Origin of the sequence: Risungbinella massiliensis (assembly GCF_000942395.1) — a bacterium.
Classification (GTDB): domain Bacteria; phylum Bacillota; class Bacilli; order Thermoactinomycetales; family Thermoactinomycetaceae; genus Risungbinella; species Risungbinella massiliensis.
This window is the reverse complement of record NZ_LN812102.1, coordinates 1,096,681-1,118,412: the sequence shown is the minus strand read 5'-3', so window position 1 is coordinate 1,118,412 and position 21,732 is coordinate 1,096,681. Positions and strand designations below refer to the sequence as shown.

The following is a 21,732-nucleotide window of genomic DNA, read 5'->3' as shown; positions in this document are numbered from 1 at the left end:
TATTTTTCTTCTCCTCTATGTACCGATCTATCCTGTATTGACAGCACTGAGTAAAGAGGGCCAGATTCTTTACTCGACGCCACTTCAACAAAAAGAACCATTTTACATTCAGTATATTCATTCGATTCATCTTACTCCTGTACTAGAAAAGTATTATGTAGATGAAGAGATGAATATAGTCGTGGATGCGGTTACTTACGATACATATGGTGTGGGAATGCCAGCGGAGTTAGAAGAGGGTCAGACTTTTACAGAAGAAAATGGGAAGTTTACTTTGAGTAATATTAATCGGCATATTCCGTTTTTTGATCAGCGAATTGGGCAAGTGATCGCAAATCACAAGTTAATTATACGAAAACAGGAAATCCCTTTATCTACGATCGATTCACCGGGCACTTCAGTCCGTTTTCAAGCAGATAAGGAAACAATTATTCAATATTGGATAAGGAGGTTTTTGCCGTGACGGAACTAAAAAAAGAGGAAAACATAGGACAAGAAGAGGTACAAGAACTGATTGCAAAATATGATAAAGAATCGGCATTCCAGAACTTCCAAGGTGTGATGAAATGGATTGTCACGATTATCGCGATTAGCTTTACCGTGTATCAGATTTATACGATTGTCCATTTCCCACCTGAGGCACAGATTCACCGCTCCCTTCACTTGGCATTTGGTCTGACTTTGATATTCTTGTTATATCCAGCATTTAACAAGGGTCAGCAAAACAAGGTCTCGATTTGGAATATCTTACTCTCTATTTTAGGAGCCGGTGTAGGAATCTATTGGCTGGTTGAGTTCGATGACCTCATGATGCGTGTTGGATGGTTTACCACTTTGGATTTAGTAGTTGGAGGTATTGCGCTTGTTCTAGTATTGGAAGCTGCTAGACGAGTGGTAGGCTTACCAATCGTTATCATTGCAATCGTCTTTATTTTATACGCACTGTTTGGAAACCTCTTACCTGGTTTTTTCCAGTTTAGAGGAGTTACTTTAGAGCGATTAACTGGACAAATGTTTTTTACATTGGAAGGGATTTTGGGAACACCCCTTATGGTCTCCTCTTCGTTTATCTTTGTCTTTATTTTGTTCGGTGTTTTCCTAGAAAAGACTGGTGTTGGAGAATATTTTAACGATCTAGCGATGGTCATTGCCGGAAAGCGGATCGGTGGACCAGCTAAAGTAACGATTTTCTCCAGTGCACTTCAAGGAACAATCAGTGGTAGTTCCGTGGCAAACGTTGTTACTTCAGGAGCTTTCACTATTCCACTCATGAAGAAATTGGGTTATCGCAAGGAGTTTGCGGCGGCTGTAGAAGCTTCTTCATCAACTGGTGGACAAATAATGCCTCCGGTAATGGGAGCAGCTGCTTTCATTATGGTCGAGTTCATCAATGTTCCATACGGAGATATTGCCAAAGCAGCTCTGTTACCAGCACTTTTATTTTTCGCAGGGATTTGGATGATGGTTCACTTCGAGGCGAAGAGATCCGGATTGCGTGGATTGACCGAAGAAGAGATGCCAAATCGGAAAGAAGTTTGGAAAAAGCTATATTTACTTCTCCCTATTGTGTTAATCATCACGTTATTACTAACCAACATGACACCAGAGATGGCTGCATTATGGGGGATTTTAGCTACAATAGTAGTTGGAGCTTTTCGTAAAGAAACAAGGATGTCTATTGTTGATATCATCATGGCATTAGCAGATGGTGCTAAAGCAGCACTGGGAGTCATTGCAGCTACCGCCTGTGCTGGGATTGTCGTCGGAGTAGTAACACTTACTGGTTTAGGGCAAAAGTTTGCCAATGGACTGTTAGACTTAGCAGATGGTAACGTATTCCTTGTATTGTTCTTTACGATGATTGCTTCTCTGATTTTAGGGATGGGCGTACCAACAACTGCTAACTACATTATCACTGCAACTACAACAGCTCCCGCAATTGTGGCTCTTGGTTATCCAATGTTATCAGCTCATATGTTTGCCTTCTATTTTGGGGTGATTGCCGATATAACTCCGCCCGTCGCCCTGGCCGCCTTTGCCGCCTCTGCGATCGCAAAAAGTGATCCAATCAAGACAGGTGTGCAATCTGCCAAAGTCTCTATAGCGGCATTTATCGTTCCGTTCATCTTTGTCTTCTCGCCAAAATTGCTTATGATTGATACCACTTGGACAGAAGCATTATGGGTAGTTACAACCTCCACGATCGGAATGATCGGAGTCAGTGTAGCAATGGTCGGTTACTGGTTACGTCAAATGCCATGGTATGAAAGACTGTTAGCATTTGCTGGAGGTATTCTCCTGATTTACCCGGGATTACTGACAGATGTGATTGGAATCGGACTATTAGGTGCCATGTATGTCGTTCAACATTTGCAGACACGCAAAAAAGAAATTCAACCAAGCCAAGAGCTATCTAACTAAAAATCATATTGTATAAAAACAAACACACTTTTGCTACGGAAGGAAGGTGTGTTTTGTTTCTTATTCAATACGAAGGAGTGAATTCAATGTCGGATTTTGCTAACACACCCAATCCTCCCTATTTCGCGGTTATTTTCACCTCTAATCGTACGGAAGGTGATCATGGTTATGGGGCGATGTCAGATGAAATAGAGGCACTGGCAAAAGAACAACCAGGTTTCTTGGGTGTAGAAAGTGTACGAGATAGTAGTGGCTATGGGATCACGATCTCCTATTGGGAGTCGGAAAAAGCGATAAGAGATTGGAAACAACATACTCAACATAAGATTGCACAAGACAAAGGTAAAGCCGAGTGGTATCGAAATTATAAGGTTCGGATTTGTAAAGTAGAACGTGATTATGAGCGATCTTTTTAAGATTTGCGAACGGGAATTCTCCCCATTTCAATGGGGTAGATGAAAGGGAGCATTGCTCGGTATCCCCCTTGTGGGGATGCTTAGAGCAATTTATTTTTTGCACTTTCCTCCTACTATATGTAATATAATTTTCCTTATATTTTAATATATTTACCCTATTTTTGTTATACTATATGTATGAGTAAAAACACTGTAAAACACGCTAGGACTTGCGTGTATAATGTCAACTACCACATGGTATGGTCGGTGAAGTATCGTAGAGCGTACTGGATCAAGAGATTGAAACGTATCTAAAAGTCAGTTTTCAAGAGATTGCGGTGGAGAAAGGGTTCGAAGTAGCTATGATGGAGGTGGGAGAGCAAGACCACGTCCATGTCTTTGCTTCTGCTCATCCTAAAGTAGCTCCATCATACATTGTGAAAATGTTGAAAGGTATTTCCGCTAGGAAGTTATTTCTAAAGTTCCCGAGGCTAAGAAATAAGTTATGGGATGGTCATCTTTGGAATAGCAGCTTCTACATGGAAACCATTGGCTCTATTTCGGAAGAAACGATTCGTAAGTACATTGAAAATCAGAAAAAGAAAGGGGGAAAATCAAATGATGAAGTCGTACAAATTCAAGATAGAACCTAATCGGGTACAAATGGAACGAATCGAAACTACCTTGAATTTGTGTCGCTGGCTATACAATACAGCTTTGGAACAACGAAAGTTTTCTTATGAAAAACGTGGTATTTCCGTTAACTACAACATGCAACAGAATGAATTACCACGACTAAAGAAAGAGTTTCCAGAGTTCAAACAGGTACAATCGCAAGTGTTACAGGACATTCTACGTCGTTTAGATAAAGCATTTAAAGGGTTTTTTCGTAGAATCAAAGCGGGAGAGAAAGCAGGATACCCACGCTTTCAAGGTAAAAACCGTTATGATAGCTTCACATACCCACAAAGTGGGTTTTCTCTTGATGGGAAATATCTGAAACTGTCTAAGATCGGTAATGTTCGCATCAAATGCCACAGACAAGTAGAAGGAAAGATCAAGACCTGTACCATCATCCGAAAAAACGGAAAGTACTATGCTTGTTTTTCCTGTGAAATCGAAACCATAACACACTCGACAGGGAAACAAGTCGGTGTTGATCTTGGTGTTAGACATCTTGCTATTACATCTGATGGCGAATTTTTCGAACACCCTAAGTATTTTAGAAAGTCAGAACGCAAACTAAAACGACTTCAGCGCATAGTATCTAAACGTAAGAAAGGTTCCAATCGTCGTAGAAAGGCTGTAGCTTTGCTTGCAAAGCTACATGAGTACATAGCAAATCAAAGAAAAGACATTGCCCATAAAATTAGTAGGTATCTAGTAGATCGCTATGATCTAATTGCCTTTGAAGATCTGAATATCAAAGGAATGGTCTTGAATCACAAATTAANAGTGGGTTTTCTCTTGATGGGAAATATCTGAAACTGTCTAAGATCGGTAATGTTCGCATCAAATGCCACAGACAAGTAGAAGGAAAGATCAAGACTTGTACCATCATCCGAAAAAACGGAAAGTACTATGCTTGTTTTTCCTGTGAAATCGAAACCATAACACATCGGGCAGGGAAACAAGTCGGTGTTGATCTTGGTGTTAGACATCTTGCTATTACATCTGATGGAGAATTTTTCGAACATCCTAAGTATTTTAGAAAGTCAGAACGCAAATTAAAACGACTTCAGCGCATAGTATCTAAACGTAAGAAAGGTTCCAATCGTCGTAGAAAGGCTGTAGCTTTGCTTGCAAAGCTACATGAGTACATAGCAAATCAAAGAAAAGACATTGCCCATAAAATTAGTAGGTATCTAGTAGATCGCTATGATCTAATTGCCTTTGAAGATCTGAATATCAAAGGAATGGTCTTGAATCACAAATTAGCCAAAAGTATTGTGGATGCTGGATGGAATCAACTTGTACAGTTCACTTCCTACAAAGCAGAATATGCTGGTAAGCAAGTAATACAAGTGGACCCATACAACACGTCTCAGGCTTGCTCAAAATGTGGTCAGATCGTAAAAAAAGAACGAAAAGATAGAGTCCATAGTTGCTCTTGCGGTTATACAGAAGATAGAGATGTAAATGCGGCAAGAAACATACTACATAAAGCAGTTGGACATGTTCCAACGCTAAAATGCGGACAGTTAGAACTAAACCTAATATAGGCATGGAACGTGCCTTCGTGGAGAATGCGACGTTGGTCGATTCAATGAATCGAGAAGCTCGCCATTTCAATGGCGATGTAGTTCACTAAGTAAAGTCAACTAAAACCCAACTCAACCGAGTTGGGTTTTGATAAGGTTTCAAGCTAATCTACTATGTGGTTTTACTCTAAGCTTTCCTCTGTCTTCTCCATGTATTGGTGGCTTAATCATCATCGCGATAAGAAAGGACAGAACACAAAGTATACCAATTACATGAAAGGTTGGTTTGAATCCACCCATCCAAGCGGCAATAAAAGAACCAGAAAGTGCCCCCAGCCCAAATCCTTGGTATACGATACTATAGTTTTTGCTGTGATTCTTTAAGCCAAAAAAATCTCCTACAATTGCTGGGAATACAGTGATGTTGCCTCCAAATCCAAAAGCAATGGTTGCAACACAGATTAGAAAGATCGTGTAATTTAAATCGGCAAAGCTGAGTACTAGAACAGCTCCAGCAGTAACAATAAAAGTAGCCGCAACTATCTTCAAACGATCTACCTTATCCGATAAGGCACCGAGAATGATTCGACCAGTTGTATTAAAAATAGCGATTAAAGCGACGGCATTTGCTGCTACTGCTACATCGAGATGAGCCAATTGAACTCCGATATCTTTTACGATGCTAATTAGATATAAACCACTCATGCAAGCAGTAAAGAACATAACGAACAGTAGATAGACCTGTTTGGTTCGAAGCATTTCTTTGACCGTAAAATTCGTTTTTCCATGTTGAGTGGCTTCATCTGTAGCCTCGATTGTAACAGCATCCTTGAGTAAAAATGATCCTACTACTACCATTAGCAAGACCATGGTACCCCAGTATAAAAAAGCTTGAGATACACCACCTGAATTGATTAATCCTCCGTTAATATATTTGAAGATCAGGCTCCCCAGTCCGTATGCCGATACAGAAACGCCTGAAATGAGACCTTTACGATCCGGAAACCATTTGATTAGATTAGACAATGAAGTAATGTATGCAGTTCCATCTGCAAAGCCTACGACCACTCCAGCTAAGAGATATAGGGTCCATAGGGAAGAAACAAATGAACTGAGAATTAATCCCATCCCTAATGTTACTCCTGCTACAGCAACTAATTTGCGAATCCCCCATTTTTCTTGAAGCTTACCTGCAAATAAGGTCGACACCGCAAGCGCAAAGCTAGTGATAGAGAAAGTGATGGCAACGGCGTTGAGTTCCCAGCCGAATTTGTTCTCAAGTGGTTGATTAAATAAGCTCCATGTATAAATAGTCCAAGTCCCATTTGTACAATAATGGTACCGAGAACAACGAGCCAGCGATTGACTGGTTGATCTTTCATCTAATGTCGCATTTCCTTTCTCCTGATCTATATCTTTGAGCATGATTATTGATTGTTAATATAACCAGAACAAGGTTCAGGATGCGATTTTTGGAATAGAAATCAATAGGAGAGGGAGCAAACAAGAAAATGTGGTCATATGAAAGGAATCATGAATGGGCTACTGTCGTAAGAATTGATTGGGGCACCTAACAATTAACAAAGATAAAGATTCCCCTTTTAATGGAAGATTCCCCTATAATATTAAGGGGACCGAAATAAAGGAGACATATTGATGAGGCATAAAGACGGTCATAACCAGCAACTATCAAGGGCGAACGTTCTGGTAGTGACAGCTGTAGAGGCAGAGCGAGAAGCTGTATTGCGTGGGCTTGGCAACATAGAGCATATCGATGTATTAGCTGCCGGGGTAGGGCCTGTGGCAGCAGCTATTCAAACGGCCACTACTTTGGAGCACACTCCGTATGATTTGGTCGTCATAGCCGGAATTGGTGGCGGTTTTGTGGGACAAGCCGAAGTAGGTAGCCTGGTAGTGGCAGATCAGATTATTGCTGCGGATCTAGGTGCTGAGACTCCAGATGGATATATGAGTTTGGATGAGCTTGGCTTCGGTACTGCTAATGTTCCAGTGGATTTGACCTTGGCGAACCAATTGGTTGTAGCAATGAACGAGAAGGATGTAACAGCAACACTTGGTTCCATTTTAACCTTGTCCACGGTTACAGGGACAAAAGAAACAGCAGAGGCTTTAGCAAAACGTTTTCCAGGTGCATCAGCAGAGGCGATGGAGGGATTTGGGATTGCCAGTGCTGCTAAAGCAAAAGAAATTCCTGTTATCGAGATTCGGGCGATATCCAATCAAGTGGGACCTCGAGATCGATCTGCATGGCGAATTGGAGATGCGTTACATGCATTAGAAATAGCAAGTGCTAGTCTAGGGGAGGTAATAAGATGAAGATAGCTTTTTCACCTTGTCCGAATGATACATTTATATTTCATGGTTGGGTACATAACAAAATTCCTGGGGCAGCACAGTTGGATGTAACCTATGCCGATATAGATAAAACCAATGGTTGGGCAGCAGATTCTGACTCCTATGATATGTTGAAGATTTCTTGTGCTGCTCTGCCCTGGGTACTGTCCGATTATGCGTTATTACCATGTGGTGGCGCTTTAGGGCGTGGCTGTGGCCCATTGATCTTGACCGCGAAAGGATCAGCCGCTGTGCAAGACCCGACAGCACTCTCTGGTAAACGAGTAGCAGTTCCTAGTGAGCGCTCCACCGCATACCTCTTGTTTCGTTTGTGGGTAGCACAGCAAGTACCGAATGGTGTTGGGGAGATTGTAATTCTCCCATTTCATGAGATTATGCCGGCGGTTCGTGATGGAAAAGTAGATGCTGGACTCGTGATCCACGAAGCTCGTTTTACTTATCCATCCTATGGACTGGAGCAAGTGACCGATCTAGGTAAATGGTGGGAAGATGATACTGGTCTACCGATCCCACTCGGAGCGATTGTTGCTAGAAGAGACTTAGATTTACAGGCGATTGCAAACTGGACCAAAGCATCCGTTGTACAAGCATGGGCTCATCCAGAAGAAACACAAGAGTATGTGTTGGCTCATGCCCAAGAAATGAACCCAGAAGTGGCTCAAGCACATATTAACCTGTATGTAAATGACTTTAGTCTGGATTTAGGTAAGGATGGATATGCAGCGATTGAAGCTCTGCTGAATCGTGCTGCTGATGAAGGACTAGTGCCAAAACTACCAAAAGAGGCATTCCATCCATTTTATTAAAAGGAAAGGTTGTTGGAAAATTACTACAATAAGTAGTTTCCCAACAACCTTTTTTGTCGAAACGGACAAAAGTGGAGAAGTTTAATTCTGAAAATTATATTATTATACTATTCATTTTGAACAAAAAGTATTTTAATGAAAAGAGATATAAACTATTTTTATGGAGAGGTTTACTTATGTCTAGACCGGTATTAAAAAAATACAAACCAGTATCGAGATGGATTGGGATCTTGCTCTTTTTGGTCTTGGTATATACTTTGATTTATTACGATTCTAGTTCAACTTGGATTTCATATCTAATATCTACAGTTTGGATCTGGTCAGGATTTGGAAATTGGATTAACTATTTGTTGGAAGAGGAGCAAAAAGAGAAGAAGTCATCTTTAAAGAGTGCGATTATATATACAACTTTAGGTTTGTTAATTTTAGCTACAGTGTTACTACGATGAAAATATCAGAGGGAACAGAGCATATGGGTAGTCCAAAAACTATATATATTTAATTAATAAAACATCAGCCTCCTATACGGGAGGCCGTTTTGCTTATATCCAAATTTTCATTGACCTAAATTTAATTGGAAGAATAAGAAAAGCTTTGTTGTAGGAATTACGGTTTAAGCTTAGTTAAGATCCTATCAGAGATGGGATTTTCTAAGAATTTCCACCTTTTAGCTTTCAAACGTTATTTACTTAAGTAGCCATGGATATAACCCAATGTTTGTACGACAGTGGATTTCGTATCATTGAATAGCTGATGCCTACCACTTTGAATGATTTCAATGTGGCTTTTAGGGAATTTTTCTTGAAAAAAACGAATATTATACTTCCAATCAACCGTTCTATCTTGATCTCCTTGAATAATTAATAATTCCTGATTTGATGGAGTCGCCGACTGAACCTTCTTATACCAATCAAATAAAGCTTGTACCCAAATCAAAGGAACTTTATGGTTTTGCAAAGGGTCCATTTGAATAAAATTTGCATACTCTTGATGAATATTACGAGTTACTCTTTGAACTTCTTTAATCCAGCGATTTCCTAAGTAAAAGCCAATTTTAGATGCATGCCACATATAAGAACGAACCAATGGGGCAATTAAAACAACTCGATCAAAATCAGGTGAATGGTTCAGCATATAATCGACTACCACAGCCCCTCCTGTACTGTGGGCGATGACATGAACCCGCGAATCTGTCAATGAAGGAACAATCTCCTTATAGATCGATTCAAACACACATAAATAATCAGAAAATTGATTAACTGTAGCTCGTTTTCCACTAGACAAACCATGCCCTGGCCAATCAAATGTAAGCACCTGATAAGAGTGTTCTAATAAAAAGCGTATCGCATGTTTCAATACCCCCACATGCTCTAAGTACCCATGAAGTAATAAAACCGTTCCTCTGGGTTCAATAGGTCGGAAGGATTGCAAAAAGATCTGTTCATTACAACAAGAGATATAACCATAGAGATGTTCTACTTGTGGGAAATCGAGTCCATAAAATTTTGTATACTCTTGCATGAGATGATTTTCATTGGATGAAAAAGAAAAGGGTTTTTGTTGATCCATTAACTGTTGGATCGCTATTTGTATATCCATCATTCATCGCTAACCTTTTTATTTTTAGTATAACCTGAAAGTGATGGTTCAATTGGAAGCCAAAAAGAGATAGTACATTAGTAGAATTAATGAAAAAATGCTAGATGTAGTAATCTATCTTGATGAGGTAATAATTTCTCATGATGTATTCAAAAATTTATATGTACCGTTAGAAAACATTAGCCTCCCGCATTAGGAGGCTTTTTTGCTTATATCCTACCTCTAAACATACTTCTTGATGAATTCAGACAACTGAAAACAACTATGTAGCAATTCCAAATTTACATACTTCGTTTCTTTCTCAAACGCATCTACATATACTTCATGGTATTTCTTAGAGCCAAGAGTAAAACTCCAAAATCCCCCAGGATAGGTAGGGATCGTTGCTGTGTATAGCTTTCGATGAGCAAAGAGTTCACCTAAAGACTCATTTGTTTTTGACATCACTTTTTGATGAAGAAGAGGAGATTGGCTTTGGCACACCATCAATCCATCCTCTTTTAATGCATGGTAGATCTTTTGATAGAAACTTTTTTCAAAAAGCTGTTCAGCAGGTCCAATCGGATCGGAGGAATCGACGATGATCACATCATAGTGATTGCGCTTGTGTGCTACATGAGCGATGCCATCTTGATATAGGAAGTTTACTCTCGGATCAGAGAGATTTCCAGATATTGCTCGTAAATGTTCTTTGGAAAAACGGACAACCCATTCGTCGATCTCGACCATATCTAACGATTGAACCTGATCGTATTTCATTACTTCTCGTGCAGCTCCACAATCTCCCCCACCAATAATCAATACATTTTTAGGATTTGGATGGATACTGAGTGGAATATGGGTGATCATCTCATTATAAATATGACCATCTAGAGAGGTAGTTTGTACAACTCCATCCAAGACCAACATCCGTCCAAAGTCGTAAGAATCAACAATCATGACATGCTGAAAGTCTGATTGTTTTTCTGCGATTACCTCTTTGATCCGATAACTGATCTTGAGATTTTCTTTTTCATCCTCGACCAGCCATTTCTCTCCATTGATTTGTTGAATGTAGTTTTCCATTTGTACAAGCTCCTTTCGATTTATTGTCTGCTATCTTAGTCTTCTGACTATCGATGCAAAATAGAAAAAATGGATAGTAATGAATAAAAACATAGTAGCATTTTTGAGAGAAAACAATAAGAAATTTCGTTCTCATATTTTGAGAATGGTAATACAGCAGAAAAGTATCCAGAGCTTGAAAATAGCAATGATAAAGATCGAAAAAAGTGTATTTCCGTATTTTGCCATGAGGTTATGATAATTGTCATTTTTCTGTTGACAAATGATAATGATTATCACTATTATGGTTATAGCGAAAATGATTCTCAATGAAATGCAAGCGCAATAAAGGGAGCGAATAATTTTGAATGTAGCTCAAGTAAATGTAGCTCAACTAATAAAAGAAAGACGATCCGTTCATTTATTTGAAGACCGAACGGTATCCGTAGAATTAATAAAAGAACTATTAGATACTGCAACATGGGTTCCCAATCATCGGATGACCCAACCATGGAGATTTGTGATAGTAAATGGAGATGGGCGAAAAAAGATTGCGGAGATTGCCCGAGAGATCAATGAGAAAAAAGCACAAGATCCACAGAAGGCAAAAGAAATAGGTCAAACATTTTACGATAAGATGATGGCTGTTCCCATGTTTGTGGTGGTACTGATGAAAGAAGACCCATCGATTACTGTTCGTGAGGAAGACTACGCCTCAACTAGTTGCTTGATTCATAACTTTAGTTTGCTAGCTTGGGAACAAAATCTTGGGATGGTATGGAAGACGTATGCTCTTATGAATCATCCGAGCTTTCGAGAAGTATTGGGGATTGGTCTAGGGGAGAAAGTAGTAGGAAGTCTCCATGTTGGCTATCCCGCAAAGATTCCTACACCAAAACCAAGGGTGAGTGTAGAAGAGCTCATCACGGTTGTAGAGTAAGGATCTATGTGGCTTCTAGGAGAGTGAGAGATGAAAAAAAGATACTTACTTGCTGTTTTGTTTGTACTATCAGGGTGTTCGATCTTTATTGGGGTAAAAGATATTTCTCCATTGGATATTTTTCATCTGCGTGAGGATCAAGCACATATCCTGCTTGTTAGTAGACTTCCAAGAGTGATCAGTATCATCATTGCAGGTATTAGCCTGAGTGTATGTGGACTCATTATGCAGCAACTTAGTCGAAATAAATTTGTTTCCCCCACTACAGCGGGGACTATGGATTCAGTACGATTAGGGATTTTGGTCTCTTTACTCTTATTTACTTCTGCTACTGTGATGCAGAAGATGCTGGTAGCTTTCGTTTTTGCTTTAGCTGGAACGTTCTTATTTATGAAAATATTGGATAGAGTGAAATTCCAAGATACGATCTTTATCCCCTTGGTCGGGATTATGTTGGGGAATATCATTAGCTCCGTTACCACATTCTTTGCTTTTAAACACGATCTGATTCAGAACTTATCTGCTTGGTTGCAAGGGGATTTTTCCATGATATTAAAAGGGAGATACGAAATTCTGTATCTAAGCATTCCCATGGTAATCATCTCCTACCTCTATGCTCATCGATTTACCATCGCTGGGATGGGGGAAGATTTCTCTTCTAACTTAGGCTTAAACTACCGTTCTGTTGTGAATATAGGACTAGTCATTGTCGCACTTGTTACAACGGTGGTCGTTCTTACGGTAGGGGTGATTCCGTTTCTAGGACTCATCATACCTAATATCGTTTCCATGTATCGAGGAGATCATCTAAAGAAAAACCTTCCTCATACAGCACTATTAGGAGCAGTATTTGTACTTGCCTGTGATATTTTGGGTCGGATTCTCATTTACCCTTATGAGATTCCAATTGGACTTACGGTGGGTGTAATAGGAAGTGGAATTTTTGTCTTCTTAGTCGTTAGGAGAAAGACCAATGAAACCTAATCAGAAAATAGGGTTGCTCGCCATTACAGCAGTCATACTAATCGTCACATTCTTGTTTTTTAAACTGGGGAACAATTGGGATTATGCACTTCCCAAACGGAGCTATAAGATCGCAGCGATCGTATTAACGGGGTTTGCGATTGCATTTGCGACTACCATTTTTCAAACGATCACTAATAACAGAATCTTAACTCCCAATATTCTCGGCTTAGATTCACTCTATATGTTGCTTCAAACAGCTCTTTTATTTGTAGTGGGATCTAGCAATCTTACCTTTTTAAATAAGAATGTGAATTTCTTTATCTCTACTGCGATCATGATCCTTTTTGCTAGCTTGCTTTATCAAGTTCTCTTTCGGAGAGCAGGGAGTCATCTATATCTATTGCTGTTAGTGGGACTGATTTTAGGAACATTTTTCCAAAGTATGTCGTCTTTTATGCAGGTATTAATTGATCCCAATGAGTTTCTCCAGATCCAAGATAAGATGTTTGCAAGTTTTTCCAATATCCAGTCAGATCTGCTATATATCTCTGTGATAGTAATCATTGTAACCTTGATTTGGTATCGCCCTAATATGAAGTATTTAGATGCTCTCTCATTAGGACGAGATAATGCCATTAACTTAGGGATTGAGGTTGAACCTCTCATTAAAAAGTCGTTATTTGTCGTTACCGTTTTGATCTCGATCTCGACCGCTTTAGTGGGTCCGATCACGTTTTTAGGATTGTTAGTGATCAATCTTGCTCATCAATTTATGAAAACTTATCAACATAAGTACTTACTCGCCAGCTCGGCTCTGTTTGGAATTATTGCATTGGTTGGTGGTCAGTTGTTAGTCGAGAGAGTCTTTGAATACTCTACGACAGTCAGTGTCATGATCAACTTCATCGGAGGAATCTACTTTCTCTATCTTCTACTAAAGGAGAATAGCAGTGTTAGAAGTTAAAAACCTAGCCAAAAGATATGGAAACAAAACAGTTGTGGATGATGTTTCTCTTCAAATATCCAAAGGAACGATCACATCCTTTATTGGACCGAATGGTGCTGGTAAAAGTACCTTATTGTCCATGATGAGTCGTCTCCTTACTCCATGTGAAGGAGAAGTCTGGATCGAAGAACGAGAGATTGGCAGCTACAAAAGCAACGACCTAGCAAAAAAAATCTCCATCCTAAAACAATCCAACCATATTCAGGTACGCTTAACCATTCGAGAGCTAGTTAGCTTTGGGCGTTTCCCTTACTCGCAAGGAAGATTGATCAAAGAAGACTGGGAACATGTCGATGAAGCAATACGATATCTGGAATTAGAGGAGATCCAACACAAATATTTGGATCAACTGAGTGGTGGGCAAAGACAGAGAGCATACATAGCGATGGTACTTGCACAAAACACAGATTACATATTGCTGGATGAACCGCTAAACAACCTAGATATGAGGCACTCCGTTCAGATTATGAAAGCATTACGTAAAATGGTGGATGAACTGGGAAAAACAGTCCTGATTGTAATCCATGATATAAACTTCGCTTCTTGCTACTCCGATTATCTGGTAGCTCTCCGTGATGGTAAGGTCATCAAAGAAGGAACCGCGACGGATGTAATGGATCATGCGATTCTAAAGGAAATATATGATATGGATATTCAGATTCAAGACATTGAAGAGAAAAAGATTGCCATTTATTTCTGATAGAAAACAGAGCTTTGAATAACAGAGAGAATTTTAATCTTGGGGAGCGACTAAGGAATGGAGCGAATCTGATTAAGATTCTTGGAGTGCTGTAGTTCTGTGTATAGATTTTTATACTATTGGAGGAAAGAAAAATGAGAAAAAAATTAGGAATTCTACTATCAGCATTACTTTTGATGATGATGGCTGTAGCTTGTAGTACAACGGAAAAAGCAACTGGTGAAACGAATGCCCAGAAAATCACCATTGAGCACAAGTTAGGTAAAACTGATGTTCCGTTGAATCCAAAAAAAGTGGTTGTATTGGATTTTGGTACACTGGATTCATTAGATAAATTGGGTGTAGAAGTAGTTGGGGTACCGCAAAATAGTTTACCAAGCTACCTCTCCAAGTACAAAGATAGCAAATACACCAATGTAGGAACATTGAAAGAGCTTGATTTTGAAAAGATTAATGAACTAGAGCCAGATGTAATTTTGATCTCTGGAAGACAAGAAGAAGCTTATGCAGAGTTGTCTAAAATTGCACCTACAGTCTTTACAGGAGTAGATACTGCAAAATATATGGATTCGTTTAAGGCTAATGCTCGGACTCTTGGAAAGATCTTTGGAAAAGAAGCGGCTGTAGAAGCGGAACTTACAAAGATTGACCAAACAATTCAAACGACAAAAGAAAAAGCAGCTGCAAGTCAGAAAAACGGTCTCGTCGTCCTAGCCAATGAAGGAAAAGTAAGTGCTTATGGTCCTAACTCTCGTTTTGGAATTATCCATGATGTATTTGGAGTTACTCCAGTAGATCCTAATATTCAAGTATCGACACATGGTCAAAACGTTTCGAATGAATACATCCTAGAGAAAAACCCAGACTACCTATTCGTAGTGGATCGTGGGGCTGTAGTAGGGGGAACTTCATCAGCGAAAGCTGCTATCGAAAATGAGATCGTGAAAAAGACAAAAGCATATACAAATCAAAATATCGTCTATCTTGATCCAAACTACTGGTATCTTTCTGGTGGTGGACTAATCTCTGTCTCTGAGATGGTGAAACAGATCGAAGCAGCGATCAAGTAAGGATATGAATTGGGAAGTAGGGCAGAGGAAGAGAATTCTTTTGCCCTACTTTTTTTGTTTGCATGAGTAGGAAATGCTAACCGCATTGATCGATATTTGTTTTGAAACTAACTTTCTAGTGACTCCCAAGTCTTTTTTTCGTTAAGGATTGTTCCACAGTACTCTCTGATAGTGTCCATATCGCTCACACCAGGTACAAAAATACCATCGGCGCCTGCTTCTTTGATATATGCTTACCCGCTTGATCGTTTCGTTCAATTTGTTGTCGAAACATGGATGGAAATATATCTTATACGAACAAAAAGGAACCCAGAGTTAACCATTGTCTCTGGGTTCTTTTAATTTCAAAGCTATTCTTTTTAAAAGATCAATCTTCATCATTTACAATTACTTTTTTACCACGTGCTTTTAAGATAAGCGGTACGACGATCCATAGTACTGCTCCTATTAAGAATGTCAGCGAAATTGGGTGAGTTACAAATACAGTGTAATCGTTGTTGGATGCAGTCAAGGCTCGTCGGAAGTTGTTTTCCATCAAGGGACCGAGAATGAGACTTAGTACAAGCGGAGCCAATGGGTAGTCGTTTTTATTGAGGAAATAACCGATGATACCCAATCCAAGTAACAGATAGAGATCGAAGGTACTTACTTGTACAGCATAGACTCCAAAAAAGGAGATGGCGATGATGATGGGAGTCAAATATTTGATAGGTGCATTGATCACTTTGGCAAAGAGTTTGACAAGCGGCATGTTGAGGATTAGTAACATGAGGTTCCCAATAAACATGCTGGCAATCAAGCCCCAAGCTACATAAGGATGTTCTTCAAACAATAGAGGACCTGGTTGGATGTTGTACATGATTAGTGCACCCATCAGGACAGCGGTGGTACCAGACCCAGGTATACCCAGTGTGAGCAGAGGGATCATGGCGCCACCAGATGCAGCATTGTTGGCAGATTCCGGTGCTGCGACCCCTTCAATAGCTCCTTTTCCAAATTTCTCAGGGTTCTTGCTTATCTTTTTCTCTAATACATAAGAGAAGAAAGAGGCGATTGTCGCACCAGCACCTGGCAATACACCAGTAAAGAAGCCTAATAGGGAACCACGACCAATAGGTCCAGCACTTTGTTTTAATTCTTGTTTGGTTGGAGTAATTCGAGAAATTTTGGCAATCGTTTGTTGTTCTTGGCGAAATTCTAGAATAGTCTTCCATACTTCGCCCAGTGCAAAGAGACCGACTGCCACTGTTAAGAACTCCAGTCCTTGATAAAGCTCAGGCATATCAAAGGTGAAACGGGAAACACCTGTCACATTGTCAATTCCGATCGTTCCAAGTAGTAGTCCAAGTACTGTCATGATCAGAGCTTTGGTCATCGATTTTCCAGCTAGTCCTGTCACTGCGCAGAGACCGAGCACCATAAGAGAAAAGTATTCTGCCGGTCCAAAAGTTAGTGCAAGCTCAGATAGTGGTTCTGCTAAAAAGATGAGTGCGATGAGAGAGAAGACACCTGCTACAAAGGAACCAATTGCGGAGATGGCGAGTGCTGCCCCTGCTCGTCCTTGTTTTGCCATTTGATATCCGTCTAGTGTGGTAACGACGGAGGAAGATTCACCAGGTGTATTGAGAAGAATGGACGTGGTAGAACCACCATACATGGCACCATAGTACACACCAGCGAGCAAGATAATCGAGCTAGCAGCAGCTTCTTCTGGTGTAGAGCCAGAAGTGAGAGTGGAGGTGATCGGAATGAGGAGAGCTACCCCACTGATCGGACCGAGTCCTGGTAGTACTCCCACTACAGTCCCGATTAGTACACCGATAAAAGCATAGAAAATGTTTTGCCATTGTAGAGCTACGAGGAATCCATTTAGTAGATAATCTAATGTGTCCATTTTCTGTTCCTCCTAACCTATTGGAAACCCTGGAAGTGTGCCTTGTAATACATAGACATAGAGATAGTAGACGATCCCGGAAAATCCAAGCGCGGTGAGAATAGAAGTGACCCAGTTCCCACGTTCCATCGCTTGAAACGAGACAAGTAAAAAGAGAAAGGTGGATAATACATATCCAATTACTTCGAATAACACGACATATAGAATGGCAGCACCAAATATGATGGCGAACTTCTTGTATTGATAGGAAGTTTTTTTCACTTCTTCTGGAAAACGAAATGTTTCATATAGTAAGCGCAAACTTAAAAGAACAAGGATTATTCCCAAACCCATAGGAAATACATTGGGACCTACTTCACTTCCATAAGCTGAGTTTGCAATATTTCGGCTCTCTAAGATAAAAAAGAGACCGATTGCTAGAAAAATGATACTGCTAGTTTTATCAAATATACGATTCATGTGATATCCCTCCTTTGGTTGAAAGGAAAAGCTAGGGCGATGATGCTAAGCACCCTAGCTTTTTATTGAATGAGAGTTCTTATTTGTTCATTCCTAAGGATGTTAGTAGTTCTTTTACCTGTTGTTCTTGTTTGGATAGGAAATCAGTGAAAGCAGCGGAGTCTTTGTATTCCAAAGTCCATCCTTTTTTCTCCACTTCGGATTTCCATTCTGGATGTTCAGAGAGGGCTTTCAACTTGTCATCCCAGAACTTTTTCTGTTCAGCAGACAGACCCTTTGGACCAAAAACACCGCGCCAGATAATGAAATCAGTATCTTGGTATCCAAGATCTCGTAAAGTTGGAACTTCATTAAACATGCCAGTTAGTTTTTGTGGTGCAGTTACTGCTAAAACACGGACTTTTCCAGATTTGACATATTCCATTACGGTAGAGAGATCCGTTGCGATAATATCAGCATTGTTTCCAAGTAAAGCAGTGATTGCTTCTCCACTTCCGTCATAGGATACATATTTGAGTTGGTTTGGTTGAATTCCTGATTTATATGCTGGCAAAATGGAGATCAAGTGATCCATTGATCCCGGAGAAGAACCGCCAGCGATCGTAAATTTTTTCGGGTCTTTTTTTAATTCCTCAATAAAACTAGGTAAGTCTTTGATCGGGGAGTCGTTGCGTACTACATAAGCACCATAATCGATCGTTAATTGAGCGAGTGGTGTTGTATCTTGATAGCCAAATGGGCTATTTCCTTCTTTTTTGAGATGGTTGATTAGAATAGGAGGAGATTTTACCATCAATTTGTATGGATCGTTTTTGAGTCCATTGGCAAACTCTGCCATAAAGACTGCTCCACCTCCACCCGGACGATTTTCAACCGTAATGGGTTTTTCGACCAACTTGGTTTTTTGCAAAATCGTTGCTACAGATCGAGCAGTCTGATCCCAACCTCCACCAGCTCCAGATGGCGCGACGATCGTAATGGGTTTTTCTGGATAACCAGACCCAGAACCCCCCGATGTTTGATCTCCAAATGCTGGTTGTTGACTACATGCAGTGATTCCCAGTGCTAGTGCTCCGACTGAAAGCATAGTAAGCCATTTATTCATTGTAGAACCTCCTATTATGCAAGCGTTTACAAAATAAAAGAAGACAGATCTATCAGAGAACATTACTCTGACAACCTGTCTTTATGCTAATTGTAAACAATATTTTTGTATAGTTTGTGAAAGTTGAATGCATAAAAATCATTTGAGACATTTAATTCATAAAGTTCACACGTTGGACATAACAGAGGTAGTTCGATAGTGTCGATTAGCTAAATTTTTACAGTGGTAGCCTGGAGCATGATTTTTACCTTCCATGTAGTTGTACCTTACGAAGAAGTAAGATCGCTCCGACAGATCGTTCTAGGGAGGTTCATACCCACGACAAAGGGCACAAGAAACTCGGCTAACGCCTCAAACAGTTGGACCTCGTGATCCTTCCACGGGTTGTCTCCGCTTTGTAGCGGTACAAAAGCTCAGGCTATAATCAGCTCCTAATCTTTGAATCTACGATACTGGAGGTGGCTCGGTATTTTCGTTCAGGTCTACCAATGGAACCATACTCCAGATCAGCTGTAGCCTTCTTTGAAGCTACTAAGTATTCCAGATATCTTCTAGCAGTAGTACGACTAACCCCAATCAACACAGAGGCTTGTTCAGCCGTAACTCCCTGTGGTGGTGCTTTTTGTAACATCTGGTCTACCTTTTGCAAGGTTACTTCGTCAATCCCTTTGGGAAGGTGTGTAATCACCAGTTCGGATTGGAAAGGTCGAAAGTTACGTTGTAAAAACCGATCTACTTCTTGTTGAGTCAGTTCTTTTTTCTGAAGCAAGCTCCTAGAATGCAAATACGATTCTAGACTTTGTTGAAATCGTTCTAGTAAAAACGGTTTTACAAGAAAATCAAAAACTCCTTGTTGAAGAGATTGTTGGACCATATGCGTTTCATTAGCTGCTGTGATCATGATGACATCAAGGTCAGGTTTTTGCTCTCGTAGTTTTATGATTAGATCGGTACCTAACATGTCCGGAAGATACAGATCGAGTAGTACCAATTGTGGTTGCATCACTTCTAACCATTCCACTGCTTCTTTTCCTGTTTGAGCGGTAGCACAGACATGAAATTCAGGCATCTTTTGCAGAAATCGTTTGTGGATTTCCATCACTCTGACATCATCTTCTACGATCATAATCTCGATCAAGATTACTCACCTCCAATGGAATTTGGACGACAAAAATAGCGCCTCCATTTTTGCCAGCATCGACATTGATACTACCGCCTAACTCTTCCACTGCTTGTTTTACATTCCACAGTCCAAAACCACGTTTTTGCTCATTTGCAGCTTCTTTTGTAGAAAATTGTTTCTCAAAAATATGTGGTAGTACTGATGGAAAAATTCCTGGTCCAGAGTCTTCTACTTCAAGGATCAATAGCTCTTCTAAATCTTCGAGGTAGACTCGAACATGACGTTGTCCTTCTGGTAGTAATTGGACAGCTTCCATTGCATTGAGTAGGAGGTTACCAAGAATAGTGACATATAACCAATTTTTCGGGAATTTCGTTCGCTCCAGCATGTTTGATTCTGGATCTAAGACTAAATCTACTTTTAACTCACGTGCTTTGTTCAAATACCCCATTAAAATGGCACAGATCCAAGGATTGCGAATTTGCTTTAACACAGAAGAGGTAAGACGGTGTTGATCTTTCATCTCCAGTTGAATCAAATCCAATGCATCTTTTGTAGAGCCTAACTGAATTAGTCCTGAAATAGTGTATAGTGTGTTATGAAATTCATGGGTTTGGGCACGCAGTACTTCCGTATACTGTTGAACTTGAGATAGCTTTTTACTCAGCTCATCAATTTCTGATTTAGGACGAAAACTAGAAACAACCCCAATTACTTTTTTATCATGTAAGATCGGAAGTCGATTGACGATTACTTCTTGACCGCAAAGAGACATTTCTTGGTCATACTGAGGCTCTCCGGTTTGAAGTACTTGGGGCATTTTGGTTTGAGGTAATATCTCCTGTATCGGTTTCCCTCTGATAATTTTCTCCTCCGTGGCTCCAATCAAATGGAGTGCACGGTCATTAATTTCGGTAATTTTCCCTAAGTTGTCTACCATGATAATCCCTTCCCGTACGGTGTTAATCAACGTATGTTTCTGTTGATAGAGAGAGGAGATATGTTCTGGCTCCAACCCTAGCGTATCTTTTTTAATACGCCGAGCCAGGTAAGAGGATGCGATGAAACCGATTACAAAAATTCCTAAGGATAATAGGATAATACGGAATAAGTACTGGTTATTTATTTTTTCAAGATCTTCCAAGAGAAATCCGACTGAGACCAGTCCGATGATGTTTCCTCCTGCATCGTAAATCGGAGCTTTTCCACGGATTGCAGGTCCTAATGTACCGATTGATTTCGTAATACTCGGTTTCCCATTAAGTGCAGGGTAATTATCTCCTCCTACCATATGTTGCCCAATACGATCAGGAAAAGGGTGCGAAAAGCGTATCCCTTGTTTGTTACCTACTACCACATATTCAGCACCAGTCTTTTTTCGGATCTCTTCTGCAATCGGTTGTATCGTATGCCAGGGATTCTCTTGGTGGAAAGCTCGACGAATGTCAGGGATCGATGCCACGGACTGAGCCACATACAATGCTCGTTTTCCCACTTGTTCTTCCACCTGCTCGTCCATCCAAACGGAAAAAGTCCCCCCCAGCACAATTAGTGTAAAGGCGAGTAAGAAGGAACACGATAAAAGGATGCGTGTTTCTAAGCGGAGAGAGTAGTGCTTTTTCGGCAT

The 21,732-nt window shown here is 40.1% G+C and carries 21 protein-coding genes and 1 pseudogene; 14 read left to right on the top strand and 8 right to left on the bottom strand.

From position 1 onward, the window contains the following. Positions 1-37 precede the first annotated feature (37 nt). The 6 genes and pseudogenes from VJ09_RS18015 to VJ09_RS18010 all read left to right on the top strand — a co-directional run bounded on the left by VJ09_RS18015 (position 38) and on the right by VJ09_RS18010 (position 5,038). Entirely contained in the window at positions 38-463 is a 426-nt protein-coding gene (locus VJ09_RS18015) for a DUF1850 domain-containing protein (RefSeq protein ID WP_187118682.1), read from the top strand. Next, a complete protein-coding gene (locus VJ09_RS05930) occupies positions 460-2,421 on the top strand; it encodes a TRAP transporter permease (protein ID WP_044640667.1) in 1,962 nt (653 codons plus the stop codon). Before VJ09_RS18015 ends, VJ09_RS05930 begins: the two co-directional genes overlap by 4 nt. 86 nt (positions 2,422-2,507) lie before the next feature. Then, positions 2,508-2,837, top strand: a complete 330-nt coding sequence (locus VJ09_RS05925; protein WP_044640666.1) for an antibiotic biosynthesis monooxygenase family protein — start codon at positions 2,508-2,510, stop codon at positions 2,835-2,837. A 177-nt stretch (positions 2,838-3,014) separates the two neighbouring features. Next, a pseudogene (gene tnpA, locus VJ09_RS05920) lies at positions 3,015-3,469 on the top strand (IS200/IS605 family transposase). Then, positions 3,435-4,301 (top strand): RNA-guided endonuclease InsQ/TnpB family protein, encoded by an 867-nt coding sequence (locus tag VJ09_RS05915; protein ID WP_052807242.1) that lies wholly within the window; start codon positions 3,435-3,437, stop codon positions 4,299-4,301. Before tnpA ends, VJ09_RS05915 begins: the two are co-directional and overlap by 35 nt. Beyond that, positions 4,265-5,038 carry an RNA-guided endonuclease InsQ/TnpB family protein gene (locus VJ09_RS18010; protein ID WP_082050424.1) on the top strand — a complete coding sequence of 258 codons (774 nt, stop codon included), beginning with the start codon at positions 4,265-4,267 and terminating at the stop codon, positions 5,036-5,038. Before VJ09_RS05915 ends, VJ09_RS18010 begins: the two co-directional genes overlap by 37 nt. 138 nt (positions 5,039-5,176) lie before the next feature. Here VJ09_RS18010 and VJ09_RS05905 read toward each other — a convergent pair whose 3' ends face one another. After that, complete coding sequence (locus VJ09_RS05905; protein WP_407689974.1) at positions 5,177-6,442, bottom strand: L-lactate MFS transporter; 1,266 nt, start codon at positions 6,440-6,442, stop codon at positions 5,177-5,179. 231 nt (positions 6,443-6,673) lie between these two features. Here VJ09_RS05905 and VJ09_RS05900 point away from each other — a divergent pair, with 231 nt between their 5' ends. The 3 genes from VJ09_RS05900 to VJ09_RS05890 all read left to right on the top strand — a co-directional run bounded on the left by VJ09_RS05900 (position 6,674) and on the right by VJ09_RS05890 (position 8,648). Continuing rightward, the gene (locus VJ09_RS05900; RefSeq protein WP_044640665.1) at positions 6,674-7,354 is read left to right on the top strand and encodes a futalosine hydrolase; all 681 of its coding nucleotides are present in this window, start codon (positions 6,674-6,676) and stop codon (positions 7,352-7,354) included. Further along, positions 7,351-8,199, top strand: coding sequence for a 1,4-dihydroxy-6-naphtoate synthase (locus tag VJ09_RS05895; RefSeq protein ID WP_044640664.1), 849 nt, complete (start codon positions 7,351-7,353; stop codon positions 8,197-8,199). Before VJ09_RS05900 ends, VJ09_RS05895 begins: the two co-directional genes overlap by 4 nt. Positions 8,200-8,375: 176 nt before the next feature. Then, entirely contained in the window at positions 8,376-8,648 is a 273-nt protein-coding gene (locus tag VJ09_RS05890; RefSeq protein WP_044640663.1) for a DUF308 domain-containing protein, read from the top strand. A 232-nt stretch (positions 8,649-8,880) separates the two neighbouring features. Here VJ09_RS05890 and VJ09_RS05885 read toward each other — a convergent pair whose 3' ends face one another. Then, entirely contained in the window at positions 8,881-9,801 is a 921-nt protein-coding gene (locus tag VJ09_RS05885; RefSeq protein WP_044640662.1) for an alpha/beta hydrolase, read from the bottom strand. 219 nt (positions 9,802-10,020) lie between these two features. Then, positions 10,021-10,863, bottom strand: a complete 843-nt coding sequence (gene speE / locus VJ09_RS05880) for a polyamine aminopropyltransferase (RefSeq protein WP_044640661.1) — start codon at positions 10,861-10,863, stop codon at positions 10,021-10,023. Positions 10,864-11,206: 343 nt separating this feature from the next. On the opposite strand from speE, the gene VJ09_RS05875 reads away from it, so the two are divergent. The 5 genes from VJ09_RS05875 (at position 11,207) to VJ09_RS05855 (ending at position 15,524) form a co-directional block, all read left to right on the top strand. After that, positions 11,207-11,782 carry a nitroreductase family protein gene (locus VJ09_RS05875; RefSeq protein ID WP_044640660.1) on the top strand — a complete coding sequence of 192 codons (576 nt, stop codon included), beginning with the start codon at positions 11,207-11,209 and terminating at the stop codon, positions 11,780-11,782. A gap of 30 nt (positions 11,783-11,812) precedes the next feature. Beyond that, entirely contained in the window at positions 11,813-12,766 is a 954-nt protein-coding gene (locus VJ09_RS05870; RefSeq protein ID WP_044640659.1) for an ABC transporter permease, read from the top strand. Next, the gene (locus VJ09_RS05865; RefSeq protein ID WP_044640658.1) at positions 12,756-13,712 is read left to right on the top strand and encodes an iron chelate uptake ABC transporter family permease subunit; all 957 of its coding nucleotides are present in this window, start codon (positions 12,756-12,758) and stop codon (positions 13,710-13,712) included. The genes VJ09_RS05870 and VJ09_RS05865 overlap by 11 nt, the downstream gene beginning before the upstream one ends. Then, on the top strand, positions 13,699-14,454 hold the full coding sequence (locus VJ09_RS05860; RefSeq protein ID WP_044640657.1) for an iron ABC transporter ATP-binding protein: 756 nt from the start codon (positions 13,699-13,701) through the stop codon (positions 14,452-14,454). The genes VJ09_RS05865 and VJ09_RS05860 overlap by 14 nt, the downstream gene beginning before the upstream one ends. Positions 14,455-14,588: 134 nt before the next feature. After that, positions 14,589-15,524, top strand: a complete 936-nt coding sequence (locus tag VJ09_RS05855) for a siderophore ABC transporter substrate-binding protein (RefSeq protein WP_044640656.1) — start codon at positions 14,589-14,591, stop codon at positions 15,522-15,524. Between the two features lie 367 nt (positions 15,525-15,891). Here VJ09_RS05855 and VJ09_RS05850 read toward each other — a convergent pair whose 3' ends face one another. From VJ09_RS05850 to VJ09_RS05830, 5 genes are all read right to left on the bottom strand, one after another. Beyond that, a complete protein-coding gene (locus tag VJ09_RS05850; RefSeq protein WP_044640655.1) occupies positions 15,892-17,418 on the bottom strand; it encodes a tripartite tricarboxylate transporter permease in 1,527 nt (508 codons plus the stop codon). A gap of 12 nt (positions 17,419-17,430) precedes the next feature. Further along, the gene (locus VJ09_RS05845; RefSeq protein WP_044640654.1) at positions 17,431-17,877 is read right to left on the bottom strand and encodes a tripartite tricarboxylate transporter TctB family protein; all 447 of its coding nucleotides are present in this window, start codon (positions 17,875-17,877) and stop codon (positions 17,431-17,433) included. A gap of 79 nt (positions 17,878-17,956) precedes the next feature. Then, positions 17,957-18,982: a Bug family tripartite tricarboxylate transporter substrate binding protein gene (locus tag VJ09_RS05840; protein ID WP_044640653.1), complete on the bottom strand. Its 1,026-nt coding sequence runs from the start codon at positions 18,980-18,982 to the stop codon at positions 17,957-17,959. Positions 18,983-19,406: 424 nt separating this feature from the next. Then, entirely contained in the window at positions 19,407-20,108 is a 702-nt protein-coding gene (locus tag VJ09_RS05835) for a response regulator (protein WP_044641632.1), read from the bottom strand. After that, on the bottom strand, positions 20,092-21,732 hold the full coding sequence (locus VJ09_RS05830; protein WP_044640652.1) for an ATP-binding protein: 1,641 nt from the start codon (positions 21,730-21,732) through the stop codon (positions 20,092-20,094). Before VJ09_RS05830 ends, VJ09_RS05835 begins: the two co-directional genes overlap by 17 nt.

Excerpts from the sequence above, each read along its gene's own strand:
- VJ09_RS05925 (WP_044640666.1), top strand. The coding sequence starts at position 2,508 with ATGTCGGATTTTGCTAACACACCCAATCCTCCCTATTTCGCGGTTATT.
- VJ09_RS05905 (WP_407689974.1), bottom strand. The coding sequence starts at position 6,442 with ATGCTCAAAGATATAGATCAGGAGAAAGGAAATGCGACATTAGATGAA.
- VJ09_RS05900 (WP_044640665.1), top strand. The coding sequence starts at position 6,674 with ATGAGGCATAAAGACGGTCATAACCAGCAACTATCAAGGGCGAACGTT.
- VJ09_RS05895 (WP_044640664.1), top strand. The coding sequence starts at position 7,351 with ATGAAGATAGCTTTTTCACCTTGTCCGAATGATACATTTATATTTCAT.
- VJ09_RS05890 (WP_044640663.1), top strand. The coding sequence starts at position 8,376 with ATGTCTAGACCGGTATTAAAAAAATACAAACCAGTATCGAGATGGATT.
- VJ09_RS05885 (WP_044640662.1), bottom strand. The coding sequence starts at position 9,801 with ATGATGGATATACAAATAGCGATCCAACAGTTAATGGATCAACAAAAA.
- speE (WP_044640661.1), bottom strand. The coding sequence starts at position 10,863 with ATGGAAAACTACATTCAACAAATCAATGGAGAGAAATGGCTGGTCGAG.
- VJ09_RS05870 (WP_044640659.1), top strand. The coding sequence starts at position 11,813 with ATGAAAAAAAGATACTTACTTGCTGTTTTGTTTGTACTATCAGGGTGT.
- VJ09_RS05865 (WP_044640658.1), top strand. The coding sequence starts at position 12,756 with ATGAAACCTAATCAGAAAATAGGGTTGCTCGCCATTACAGCAGTCATA.
- VJ09_RS05855 (WP_044640656.1), top strand. The coding sequence starts at position 14,589 with ATGAGAAAAAAATTAGGAATTCTACTATCAGCATTACTTTTGATGATG.
- VJ09_RS05850 (WP_044640655.1), bottom strand. The coding sequence starts at position 17,418 with ATGGACACATTAGATTATCTACTAAATGGATTCCTCGTAGCTCTACAA.
- VJ09_RS05845 (WP_044640654.1), bottom strand. The coding sequence starts at position 17,877 with ATGAATCGTATATTTGATAAAACTAGCAGTATCATTTTTCTAGCAATC.
- VJ09_RS05840 (WP_044640653.1), bottom strand. The coding sequence starts at position 18,982 with ATGAATAAATGGCTTACTATGCTTTCAGTCGGAGCACTAGCACTGGGA.
- VJ09_RS05835 (WP_044641632.1), bottom strand. The coding sequence starts at position 20,108 with ATGATCGTAGAAGATGATGTCAGAGTGATGGAAATCCACAAACGATTT.
- VJ09_RS05830 (WP_044640652.1), bottom strand. The coding sequence starts at position 21,732 with ATGCCGAAAAAGCACTACTCTCTCCGCTTAGAAACACGCATCCTTTTA.